Genomic DNA, 11,540 nt, shown 5'->3' on the forward strand with positions numbered 1-11,540 from the left:
TAAAAAGCCCGGATATCGCAGGATGTCCGGGCCTTTTTCGCTTAGATAAATACGTTGTACATGGTACGCTGTACGTTGTACAATTTTATTTATGTATCTCCGAAGTAAAATGAAACTGTATATCCGGGTTGTTAGCACGCTCGGTGTTGAGATACCATTCTGACTGGGCCAGGTATACCAGTTGCCCGTCCTTGTCGGTTACAATATTCGCTTGTTTGAAGCGGATGAACTCATCCAGCTTGTCTTTGGGGCCGGTAAGCCAGCAGGCTTTGTAGAACGGCAGGGTGTTGAACACGCAGGAGGCGCCGTATTCCTGGAGCAGGCGGTATTGGATCACCTCAAATTGCAGGTCGCCCACGCAACCAATGATCTTGCGGTTGCCCCCGTGCTGGGTGAACAGCTGGGCCACGCCCTCATCCGTAAGCTGGTTGATGCCTTTTTCCAGCTGCTTGGTCTTCATCGGGTCCTTATTCACCAGTTCCTTGAACAGTTCAGGGGAGAAGCTGGGAATGCCGGTGAAGTAGAAGTTTTCGCCTTCGGTGAGGGTATCGCCGATCTTGAAGTTGCCGGTATCAAACAAACCCACCACATCGCCGGGATAGGCGTCGTCCACGATGTTTTTCTCACGGGCCAGGAAGCTGTATGGATTGGCAAAGCGCACATCCTTGTCCAGGCGCACGTGGTGGAAGTACTTATTGCGTTCAAACTTGCCGGAGCACACGCGGAGGAAGGCGATGCGGTCGCGGTGGCGCGGGTCCAGGTTGGCGTGGATCTTAAACACGAAGCCGGAAAATTTGTCTTCATGCACATCGATCTCGCGGGTGCTGGCTGGCCGGCTACGCGGGGCGGGGCCTATCTCTACAAAGGCGTCCAGCAGGTCTTTTACCCCGAAGTTGTTCACGGCGCTGCCAAAAAATACGGGCGCCAGCTTGCCTTCCAGGTAAGGGGTCTTATCAAATTCATCATACACGCCTTCTATCAGTTCCACGTCGTTGCGTAGCTGGGCAGCGTCTTTGGTGTTGAAGTATTTGTCTACAAAATCACTGCTAAGGTCTGGCAGCTGTACAATGTCTTCATCCGTAGCCTTGCGGTTGGGGGCAAATGCCACGAAGCTTTTATCATACAGGTTGTACACGCCTCTGAAGTCGGTACCGCCGTTGATGGGCCAGGAGAGTGGGCGTACGCGGATGCTCAGTTTTTCTTCCAGTTCGTCCAGCAGGTCGAAGGGATTTTTACCGTCGCGGTCCATTTTATTTACGAAAATGATCACGGGGGTATCGCGCATGCGGCATACTTCCATGAGGCGTTCTGTTTGCTCTTCCACGCCTTTCACGCAGTCGATCACCAGTACCACGCTGTCTACCGCGGTGAGGGTGCGGTAAGTATCTTCGGCAAAGTCCTTGTGACCCGGGGTATCCAGCAGGTTCACCAGTATGTCGCGGTATTCAAAGGTCATCACGGAGGTGGCCACCGAGATACCTCTCTGGCGCTCGATCTCCATGAAGTCGGAGGTGGTGTGTTTCTTGATCTTATTGGATTTCACCGCCCCGGCCGTCTGGATGGCGCCGCCAAACAGCAGGAATTTCTCTGTGAGCGTGGTTTTACCGGCGTCCGGGTGGGCAATAATGGCAAAAGTTTTCCTTTTGTCTATCTCTTGGTCGTATTTCATTGTTGCAAAATAGGGTGCAAAGGTAGGCAAAGTTGTACAACGTACAATGTACAACGTACAATGTACCGCCCCCCGGTCTGGAGCGGGGTTTTGCCGGGATGGCGAACACGGAGCGTTGTCTTGCTAAACTTTTCTTGTAAAGCCCCGTCCATAGCGGTTTTGAGGTATCTTATCACGGTATGCAGTACGTTGTACATTGTACACGGTACACTGTACATTTTTCCTTACATTTAGGTCATGTTCACCTCCCTGAAAATTGTAGCAAACAGCCTTTCCATGGCCCTGCAGGAAATGTGGGCCGCCAAGCTGCGGACCTTCCTGTCACTGTTGGGCGTTACCATTGGTATTTTTTGTATTACGGCGGCATTGACCGTGACCACCAGCCTGGAATATAATGTGCGCCGGGATGTGGCCTCACTGGGCAGTGACGTGGTGTACATACAGAAATGGCCCTGGGGCGGGGGCGGGGAGTATCCCTGGTGGAAATACGTGAACCGGCCCGTGCCCAAATACACGGAGCTGAAAGGGTTGCAGGCCAAGGTGCAGGGAGCGGAGGTTATTACCTTCATGTTTAGCAGTAATGGCAAAAAACTGGAGCTGGGCGACAGCTATGTGGACCAGATAGAGATGGATGCCGTGAGCCAGGATTTTGACCGGGTACAGGAGATGAAGATCAATGCCGGCCGCTATTTTTCCCCTACGGAAGTGAGCAGCGGGGCCAATGTGGCGGTACTGGGCGGTAATGTATGGGGCGCGTTGTTCAACAGCCCGGAACAGGCCATTGGCAAGATCGTGCAGCTGGAAGGCCGGCCGGTGCGCGTGGTGGGTACATTGGTTAAGAAAGGTTCCACCCTGGTGGGCGGCATCAATTTCGATAACTCCGTAGTAGTGCCTTATCTTTTTGGGCGCACCATCGTGGATGAGCGGATTAATTCAGATCCATTGTTCATGGTAAAGGCCCGGGAGGGCACCTCGGTAGACCAGCTGAAAGATGAACTGCGGGGTGTACTGCGGGCGGGGCACCACCTGAAGCCAACGCGGGAAGATGATTTTGCGCTCAATGAAATTTCTTCCATCAGCCAGGACCTGAACGTAATGTTTGCCGGCATAAACGGCGGCGGTATCATGATCGGTGGATTTGCGCTGATCGTGGGTGGGTTTGGCATTGCCAACATCATGTTTGTGACCGTGAAGGAGCGCACCAAGATCATTGGCCTCAAAAAGGCCATTGGGGCAAAGCGGGGCAATATCCTGGCGGAGTTCCTCCTGGAATCCGTGCTGCTTTGTGTGATAGGCGGCTCTATGGGCATCCTGATGATCTGGATCATTACGCTGATCGTAAATGCGACCACCTCCTTTGAGCTGATCATGACCGCGGGCAATATCATCTTTGGCATTTCCGTATCAGTGGTCACCGGGGTGCTGTCTGGCTTTATCCCCGCGTATGTGGCGTCCCGCCTGGACCCGGTGGTGGCTATCCGCACGGTATAATTGCCTACCTTTGCGCCCATGTCTATCAATATACTAGCCATAGAATCTTCCTGCGACGAGACCAGTGCTGCCGTGATCAAGGACGGCAAGATCTATTCTAATTTTATTGCTAACCAGACGGTGCACGAGCAGTATGGTGGCGTAGTGCCGGAACTGGCCTCCCGTGCCCACCAGGAGAACATTGTGCCCGTGGTGGACCAGGCCCTGAAAAAAGCGGGCATCACGCAAAACGACCTTACGGCCGTAGCCTTCACCCAGAGCCCGGGCCTCATTGGCTCCCTGCTGGTGGGCAGTTGCTTTGCCAAAGCCATGGCCCTGGCGCTGGACCTGCCTTTGATAGCCGTGCAGCACATGGATGCACACGTAATGGCTAACTTCATTGACGATCCCCAACCCACTTTTCCTTTTCTCTGCCTTACCGTATCCGGGGGCCATACACAGATCGTGCTGTGTAAGGGCCACCTGCACATGGAGATCATCGGCAAAACGCTGGATGACGCAGCCGGTGAGGCTTTCGACAAAACAGCCAAGCTCCTTGGCCTGCCTTATCCCGGCGGCCCCCTGATCGACAAATATGCCCAGCAGGGCAATCCCCACCGCTTTACATTCAGCGAGCCACAGATCCCGGGACTGGATTTCTCTTTCAGTGGTCTGAAAACCGGGATACTCTATTTCCTGCAGGATAACCTGAAGAAAGATCCCCGCTTCATTGAAAATAACCTGCACGACATCTGCGCCAGTGTACAGGAGCGCATCATCAGTATTTTGATGAACAAGTTCATCAAAGCTGCCAGAGAAACCGGCGCCACACAGGTGGGCATTGCCGGCGGTGTAAGCGCTAACAGTGGTCTGCGCAAAGCCATGCTGGCAGCGGGTGAGCGGGAAGGCTGGCAGGTATTCATTCCCAAGTTTGAGTACTGCACGGACAACGCTGCCATGATCGCGATGACCGCCCATTACAAATACCTGGCAGGAGAATTTGTGGGCCTGGATGTAGTGCCCAGCCCGCGCTAGGCCAGGGGCCCCCGAAATAGTCTTTTGGAAATTTATTATGTTTCTCTGCGAAGAATGTATCAACCTATTCTTTCGCGCATGTTACATTTACGCAAAATCCACCCAATGCGTAAACTCACCTTACTTGCAGCGTTCCTGTTTGCCGCCATTGTGCATGCACAGGAAAAGCCCGGGCAGGCGGCCTGGCAGGCGCAGAAATACTCCATGTTCATTCACTTTGGCGCCATTTATTCCACCCTGGGAGGCGTGTGGGAAGGGCAGCCGGTAAAGCGGGGCTATAGTGAACAGATCCAGGCCTACGCGGTGGTGTTCAGCGACGTGTATGCAGCTGTGGCGGAACAGTTCAAGGCGCCCCGCTGGAATGCAGACTCCATCGCGTTGCTGGCCAAAGCAGCGGGCATGCGCTCAGTGGTGATCACTTCCAAGCATCATGATGGATTTTGCATGTTCCATACCGCTACCACGGATTACAACGTGGTGGATGCCACCCCGTTTGGGCGCGATGTGGTGAAAGAACTGGCGGATGCCTGTAAGCGGCACGGGCTGCGCTTTGGGCTGTATTTTTCATTAATAGACTGGCATTACCCGCAGGCGTCTCCTATTTCCAGTTCAAACAGTGACCCGATCACGCCGGAACATCATGCGTACAATAAGGCACAGATCACGGAACTGCTCACCCATTACGGGCCGATCTCCGAATTATGGTTTGACATGGGCTCCAACACGCCGGCGCAAAGCCGGGAACTGGCAGACCTGGTGCACCGCCTGCAGCCGGAATGCATGGTGAGCGGGCGTTTGGGCAATGATGCGGGCGACTTTTGCGTGATGGGCGACAATGATTACCCGGACTATAAAATTGCAGCGCCCTGGCAAACACCGGCTTCTATTTATGGCGAAACCTGGGGCTACCGCTCCTGGCAGGAACATGGCGATGCAGGGGAGAAGGCGCATGAAAAACTGGAAAGCCTTATTAAAACAGTAAGCCGTGGCGGCAACTACCTGCTGAACATTGGCCCGCGGGGCGACGGGAGTGTGGTGGAGTTTGAAAAAGAAGTATTGCTGCGCAATGGGCAGTGGCTGGAACGCAACGGCGACGCCATTTACGGCGCTAATGCCAGCCCGTTTGAAACCAGTTTCCCCTGGGGGGAAGTGACGGTGAAACCCGGTAAGCTCTACCTGCACTTGCTGCAACAACCGGAAGGTAATTTTATTACCCTGCCCCGTTTCAATGGCAGTATTAAAAAAATCACGCTGCTGGAAAATCACCAGCCCGTGGGTGCTAAAATAACGAAAGGTAAGGACGGCATCACCATCGTACTACCGGCAGGCTTCCAGGTGGGGAACGATATTAAGGTGCTGGAACTGGCCATGGCCGGGCCTTACGAGGTACTGCCCACGCACGTGGCCTCCCTGCCTGCTACCCTGGACCGCCGGAATGCCACGCCCTTCTACAGCTTTTCCGGTGCGGACTACAACGCTACTTACCGCAGTACGGTAGCGGAGTCGTGGACGCTGCAGGTGCCGGCTGGCAAGACTTTGCAGCCAACCGTCACTTATTCCGCACAGGAGCAGGGCCGCAGTATAGACATGATCGTAGACGGACAATCGCAAACCATCACACTGGATAAAGGCCAACCCGTGCCGCTTCCCGGCAATCCATCTGCTGTGCAATGGGGCCCCGCTGTCATAAACGGTCCTTACTGGTGTGGCCTGGATGACCTGCCGGATATGAAAGAACAGGCATGGCAGCCTTTCCCCGGCAATGCCGCTGACAGTACCAACCGTTTCTGTACCCACCCCATGGACGGCTGGTGGGTAAGCCGGGATATCACCGCTCCCGCCGCTCAGGATGTGCTGGTAGGCTTCCGCAGTGGAGATGGCATGCAGGTGTTCCTGAACGGGACATTGCAGGATGTGCACAATAACCCTGACCGGGATACGGTACAGCACAGCGTATTACTGCTGCACCTGCAGCCCGGGAAGAACAAGTTGCTGGTAAAGTACTGGAACCGCTTCCATGCCTATACCCGCTGGAGCATGGACCCTGATATTCCACAGCAATTGTACCGCCAGCAATTGCCCGCTGTAACCGCCACTGGCAGCGGCGCTTACCACATGATCAAAGTGCAGCCCCACGCACCGGTATCTGTGCACCGGGACATGCGGCTACCCAATATTGTATTAAGTATGATGTAGTAAGTGTCCGTGCGTATCGTGTCGGGTGCATGCCACTGCATACAACAATAAAAAACCGATCTTCGCACCCGTAATACCTGCTACTAAATACAATTTTTCTTGGGCAACCATTATTTTAAATTCAAGCAATTCACCATCCACCAGGACCGTACGGCTATGAAGGTATGTACGGATGCCTGCCTGCAGGGCGCTTACACCGCGCATTACCTGGGCGGGCGCACTGATGTGAAGCAGGTGCTGGACATTGGCACCGGTACGGGATTGCTGAGTTTAATGGGCGCCCAGCAGAGCAATGCGCATTTTACAGGCATTGAGCTGGACCGGCAGGCCTGTATGCAGGCCACGGAAAATTTCAATGCTTCGCCCTGGAAAGCCCGGCTCACGGCCATTTGCGGGGATGCGCGTGCTCTTGAAAGCAACACCTTGTTTGATTTTATCCTCACCAATCCCCCTTTTTACGAAGATGACCTGAAGAGCGGGGATGCGCAACGTAACCAGGCTATGCATGCTACACAGCTGCGTTTCCCGGCATTGCTGCAGGTGATCCGCAAACACCTGAAACCCGGTGGGCAATGCTCCGTGTTGTTACCCGCCGCGCCGTTCGGGGTGTTTAAAGCGCTGGCGGAAGGGCAAGGGCTTTACCTGCAAAAGCTGCTACAGGTGCGGCACCGCGAGGGGCATCCGCTGTTCCGCAGCATAGGCATCTTTGGAGATACCCAGGTGGAGACCGAAGTGCAGGAAATGGCTATACATGGAGAAGGCCAGCAGTATTCGCCGGCCTTCACGGATCTTTTGAAAGACTATTATTTGTACCTCTAGTGCTTATGCACCGGCAAGGTAATCCTGCAGGTAAGAAAATTCCGCGGTGAGTTGGCCCTTATCCATGATGGTGGCACGTTTCACCAGATCTGTTGTTGGTGTAAGTAATTCAGTAAACACATATTTCATCAGCTGGTCGCCGAAGTATTGGGAGGCGTCGCGGGGCAGTTCATTGGGCAGGTTGCCTACGCACATCATGTCCACGCTTTGAGGCTGTGCCGGCGCTGTGCGTGCGCGGGTAAGACGGTCCACGCCGTATACCGGGTCTTCAATGGTGGCATCGCCCAGGTTACAGGGGATGGATCCGCTGGCATCGTCTGTAATGTCTGCGATCACCTGGATGCGGAACAGCGGGTCTTTCAGATCGTCCCATGAAAAGAGCTGTTCTATGCGGTGGTCCCAGTAAATACCGTTGATGAGAATGTCTGCCGCGCGCACAAAGGGGCGGAATTTACAATCATAATTTTCCGGATGCTGGTGGAAGTCAAGACGGTTGTAGGTCTTGTCTGTTTTGTGCAGGTAAAGTTCCCCGGCTTTCAGCTGGGTGTACACCGGGTAGTCAAACTCCTGCATGATCAGTGCGTCCGGCGTTACATACTTGATACCGAGAAGGCCCATGATCTCCAGTACGCCCGCTGTAACGCGCCCGGAGCCGGTTACCGCTATTTTCATGGGCGGCAGCATCACCCCGAAATAGTGCGCGATCATTTCCTGGAAGTCGTGCGATTGGTGTACGCGTTTAAACTGGAAAGAGCCAGTGCGGTTGCCATAGGCCATTAATCCATTGTGCGCGCCCACCACGCCGGCAAAGAAGCCAAAGCCCAGCATGCGCTGCCCATCCGCATGGGTGAGGCATTCATAATCGATGAGAGTGATCTTTTTCTCCGCGATCTCCTGCAACATGCGCTGGTTCTGAGGTTGCTTCTTTTTGGTGTGGGAGAAGAACAGGTACGTTTTACCGGGAATGAGCTGTGTGGCCGGTACTTCTTTAATGCCCAGCAGTATGTCGCAGCTTTCCATTTCCTCCGCCACGGTGATGCCGGCCTGCTGGTATTCTGCATCCGTAAAACAGCGGTGGGGAGAAGGCTGCACGATCATCTGCACGTGGGGGTAGTGATGCTGGATCCAGTGGCATTGCAGCGGCGTAAAGGCCACGCGGTTATCCTGTGGAATCTTCGCCTCCCGGATCAGTCCAATGCGAAATTGATTTTTCATGCGTTAATTTACGGGATATCCGGGTGGGGGCAAAAATTGTCTTAGGTCTTAGGTCTTGAGTCCTAGGTCTTAGGTCTTAGGTCCTAGGTCCTAGGTCCTAGGTCTTGGGTCTTAGGCAATCAGTTACAGTGTTACAAGGGATACCTATCTATAGTAAATGGTACATAAGACTTAGGACCTGAGACCTAAGACAATTTCCCTACACATTCCTGTAATGTTCAAAATCCGTCTTCCCGAGGTCCTTGCCGCTGGTTATTTTTTTGCCGATCTGTTTTGTATCGCGGAAGCCTATTTCAGTGCGTTTGTTAAGGTTCCAGTTGCGGGTGCCGTCGTAGTGGAAGGTGGTATATACTTCGGAATGGAGCTTGCCGAAACCGCTTTGCTCTACCAGCATAAAATCACCTTTCTGGATGATGAAGCGGCGGAAGGGATCTGCGGCACCGGGATTGCTTTCTTCCTTGGCAGCCAGGCAATGATCATTGCGCAGCTTTTCTACCAGCTTACCATTGTTGCCGCGGATGAGCACTTTTACGGTACGGGGTTTCAGCGTATAGTCGCGGTAGTTAGCCTCTTCTTCGCGGATGTCTGTGAGCAGGACCAGGGCATCCCGGCGGTTGCCGTCTGCATCAAGATCGCCGTATTGCCAGCGGCTTACCTGCATGCCTTCTTCCGTAAAGCTTTGGAGCTCTTCCGGCACGGCTTCTTTTACGGCTTCTTTTGCAGGCGCCGTGGCGGCAGCGGTGGTGGATTTTGCAGCAGGTTTTGCGGCCGTTTTCCGGGCAGTGGGCTTTTTGCTTTTTGTGGTGTGTTTTCCTTGAAAATCAAAGCTGGGCGCGGGTGAAGCGGGTTTCATGGCCATGCAGCAAAGCAATAGCAGGAACAAGCACAAGTTTTTCATGGTCTTTCGGTATTAGGATAAATGTGTCTGCAACAAATTTAGCCGGGAAACGGGGGCAATGGGCGGATGTGCAAAAGATTTTGGGTCAATGTGAAAAAATAATCCGGGGCCGGACCGGTGTAGGGGTATTTTTTACACTTATCAAAAAAACCTTTATATTGGCTGTCAGATTCCACGTAATGAACGAACAATTCTATTTGCAACGCATTGCCAGCTATGCAGACCAGGAGGCTTTTGAGTGGTTGTACAACCAACACGCCCTCCCGGTGTTCCATTTCGTGTATGCCATTCTCCGGCAAAAGCAGGCGGCGGAAGAAATTGTCAACGACATTTTTGTGAGGCTCTGGCAGCAGCGGGCATCACTACCGGAGATCACCCATTTGCGGGCCTACCTGCTGAGGGCCGGCCGCAATGGGGCCAGCAATCACCTGCGCAGCCAGCAACAAGCGGCCACCATTGACCTGGACCAGGTAAGTGCCGCGCATATCCACTTTTCTCCTTCCCCGGAGCAGCTCTCCATTTCCCGGGAAACCGCCCAGGCATTGAGCCGCGGCATAGACCAGCTACCGCCCAAGTGTAAGCTCATTTTTAAACTGATCAAGGAAGACGGACTTAAATACCGTGAAGCCGCCGCCCTGCTGGATGTTTCCGTAAAAACCGTGGAAACCCAGATGACCCTGGCCCTGCGCAGGCTGCAGGAGCTGCTATTGCAGGCCGGTATTCCTGTGAGCAGGTGAGCCCTTGCGGCCAGGGGCTTCCATGAGCAGATGAATACCCGTGGCCGGATAAATTCTCATGAGCAGATAAATCCCATGAGCAGATGAATACCCGTGGCCAGATAAATTCTCATGAGCAGATAAATTCCCATGAGCAGATGAATACCCGTGGCCGGATAAATTCTCATGAGCAGATAAATTCCCCCCGTAAAAAATATTTAAAAAATCTTTTTCCCACTTCAGGGTGTTTTCAAAAACCTGTGTCTTTAAATAGTAGAACACTTATGTCCATGCTACCTACGCATATCCTGGAATTGATCGGCAAGAAACTTTCCGGCGACGCTACGCCGGAGGAGCTGCGTGCGCTGGCGCAATGGGAAACGGAGTATCCGGAAGCCAGCCACCTGCAGGCCCTGCTACAGTCGCTTGAGCCCAGGGAACCTACTTTTGTGCAGGTGGAAAGCGGCAGCCAGCTCCTGGAAAAAGGCTGGACGGCCGTAAGCCAGCAGCTGGAAGCGCCGGTGATCGCAATGCCGCACAATCGCCGCTGGCTGAAGTGGGCTGTGGCAGCGGTTTTCATAGGTATAATAGTTAGTGCTGCCTATTTCGGGGTGCAACGTGCCCGGGATGCTGCGCTGGCGGCAAAAGCCCCGCATACGGAAGTAAGTACACGGCATGGATCGCGGTCTAAAATAGAATTACCGGACGGCACTAAAGTATGGCTCAATGCCGGCAGCCGGCTTACCTATGCAGATGATTTTTCCAGCGGCCACCGCGAGGTAAACCTCAATGGAGAGGCCTATTTTGATGTAGTGACGGATCCCGTGCATCCGCTGGTGGTGCATACACCTGCCATGAGCATTACTGTGCTGGGTACCCGCTTTGATGTGCGGGCTTACAAAGAAGATGTGTATGCAGAAGCCACCCTGGTGAATGGGAAAATATCCGTAGCCCTGCCGGGCAGCAAACCCGTGGTGCTGGAGCCTTTGCAGCAATTCCGCGTAGACCAGCTGGGCCGTACGCAAACCACCATCGCGGATGTGGCGCCGGTGGCAAAGCCTGCTGCTACAGCTGCGCCTCATCTCCCGGATTCTGTACTGACGGCCACGGCATGGGTACGCAATGAATTGCAATTTAAGAAGGAACCTTTTGATGATGTGATGCGCCGCCTGGAGCGCTGGTACAACGTGAACATCGTAGTGCAGCAGCCGGGATTGCACAGTGAGCTGGTGAGCGGGTCTTTCACCACGGAAACGGTAACACAGGCATTGAAAGCGCTGCAATACACTACCAGCTTCCGTTACAGCATGCGGGGAGATACGGTTGTCATACAGTGATGCAAATAGCGGTCAAATGTGCCGAATGCAAAATTTTAGAAGAAGCTTTATCAACGAATGTATATCCTGGTTTATTCCACGTTCATCTAAACAACACATAGCCAAGTCCAACAAAGCAACCAACAGTTAATAATGAATGCTTAACGGGCAAAAAGAAGGGAAGTGCGGCAACACTTCCCCTCGAA

At 53.6% G+C, this 11,540-nt stretch carries 9 protein-coding genes; 6 read left to right on the forward strand and 3 right to left on the reverse strand.

Features of this window, described 5'->3' with window-relative positions:
• Nucleotides 1–85: 85 nt before the first annotated feature.
• Nucleotides 86–1,669 carry a peptide chain release factor 3 gene (locus DCC81_RS18900; RefSeq protein WP_108688130.1) on the reverse strand — a complete coding sequence of 528 codons (1,584 nt, stop codon included), beginning with the start codon at nucleotides 1,667–1,669 and terminating at the stop codon, nucleotides 86–88.
• Nucleotides 1,670–1,906: 237 nt separating this feature from the next.
• On the opposite strand from DCC81_RS18900, the gene DCC81_RS18905 reads away from it, so the two are divergent.
• The 4 genes from DCC81_RS18905 (at nucleotide 1,907) to DCC81_RS18920 (ending at nucleotide 7,189) form a co-directional block, all read left to right on the forward strand.
• Nucleotides 1,907–3,160 (forward strand): ABC transporter permease, encoded by a 1,254-nt coding sequence (locus tag DCC81_RS18905; RefSeq protein WP_108688131.1) that lies wholly within the window; start codon nucleotides 1,907–1,909, stop codon nucleotides 3,158–3,160.
• Between the two features lie 18 nt (nucleotides 3,161–3,178).
• On the forward strand, nucleotides 3,179–4,174 hold the full coding sequence (gene tsaD, locus DCC81_RS18910) for a tRNA (adenosine(37)-N6)-threonylcarbamoyltransferase complex transferase subunit TsaD (RefSeq protein ID WP_108688132.1): 996 nt from the start codon (nucleotides 3,179–3,181) through the stop codon (nucleotides 4,172–4,174).
• A 105-nt stretch (nucleotides 4,175–4,279) separates the two neighbouring features.
• On the forward strand, nucleotides 4,280–6,370 hold the full coding sequence (locus tag DCC81_RS18915; RefSeq protein ID WP_165806645.1) for an alpha-L-fucosidase: 2,091 nt from the start codon (nucleotides 4,280–4,282) through the stop codon (nucleotides 6,368–6,370).
• Nucleotides 6,371–6,469: 99 nt separating this feature from the next.
• Nucleotides 6,470–7,189 (forward strand): tRNA1(Val) (adenine(37)-N6)-methyltransferase, encoded by a 720-nt coding sequence (locus DCC81_RS18920; RefSeq protein WP_108688134.1) that lies wholly within the window; start codon nucleotides 6,470–6,472, stop codon nucleotides 7,187–7,189.
• Nucleotides 7,190–7,192: 3 nt separating this feature from the next.
• On the opposite strand, the gene DCC81_RS18925 is transcribed toward DCC81_RS18920, so the two are convergent.
• Nucleotides 7,193–8,404, reverse strand: a complete 1,212-nt coding sequence (locus tag DCC81_RS18925) for an NAD(P)-dependent oxidoreductase (protein ID WP_108688135.1) — start codon at nucleotides 8,402–8,404, stop codon at nucleotides 7,193–7,195.
• 199 nt (nucleotides 8,405–8,603) lie between these two features.
• Nucleotides 8,604–9,302 carry a hypothetical protein gene (locus DCC81_RS18930; RefSeq protein ID WP_133177720.1) on the reverse strand — a complete coding sequence of 233 codons (699 nt, stop codon included), beginning with the start codon at nucleotides 9,300–9,302 and terminating at the stop codon, nucleotides 8,604–8,606.
• Between the two features lie 158 nt (nucleotides 9,303–9,460).
• Between DCC81_RS18930 and DCC81_RS18935 the strand changes: the two genes are divergently transcribed.
• Together DCC81_RS18935 and DCC81_RS18940 are read left to right on the forward strand one after the other, a co-directional pair.
• Nucleotides 9,461–10,039, forward strand: coding sequence for an RNA polymerase sigma factor (locus tag DCC81_RS18935; RefSeq protein ID WP_133177721.1), 579 nt, complete (start codon nucleotides 9,461–9,463; stop codon nucleotides 10,037–10,039).
• 269 nt (nucleotides 10,040–10,308) lie between these two features.
• A complete protein-coding gene (locus tag DCC81_RS18940) occupies nucleotides 10,309–11,355 on the forward strand; it encodes a FecR family protein (RefSeq protein ID WP_165806646.1) in 1,047 nt (348 codons plus the stop codon).
• Nucleotides 11,356–11,540: the final 185 nt, after the last annotated feature.

The sequence above is a fragment of the Chitinophaga parva genome, from assembly GCF_003071345.1.
Classification (GTDB): domain Bacteria; phylum Bacteroidota; class Bacteroidia; order Chitinophagales; family Chitinophagaceae; genus Chitinophaga; species Chitinophaga parva.

Excerpts from the sequence above, each read along its gene's own strand:
- DCC81_RS18900 (WP_108688130.1), bottom strand. The coding sequence starts at position 1,669 with ATGAAATACGACCAAGAGATAGACAAAAGGAAAACTTTTGCCATTATT.
- DCC81_RS18905 (WP_108688131.1), top strand. The coding sequence starts at position 1,907 with ATGTTCACCTCCCTGAAAATTGTAGCAAACAGCCTTTCCATGGCCCTG.
- tsaD (WP_108688132.1), top strand. The coding sequence starts at position 3,179 with ATGTCTATCAATATACTAGCCATAGAATCTTCCTGCGACGAGACCAGT.
- DCC81_RS18915 (WP_165806645.1), top strand. The coding sequence starts at position 4,280 with ATGCGTAAACTCACCTTACTTGCAGCGTTCCTGTTTGCCGCCATTGTG.
- DCC81_RS18925 (WP_108688135.1), bottom strand. The coding sequence starts at position 8,404 with ATGAAAAATCAATTTCGCATTGGACTGATCCGGGAGGCGAAGATTCCA.
- DCC81_RS18930 (WP_133177720.1), bottom strand. The coding sequence starts at position 9,302 with ATGAAAAACTTGTGCTTGTTCCTGCTATTGCTTTGCTGCATGGCCATG.
- DCC81_RS18940 (WP_165806646.1), top strand. The coding sequence starts at position 10,309 with ATGCTACCTACGCATATCCTGGAATTGATCGGCAAGAAACTTTCCGGC.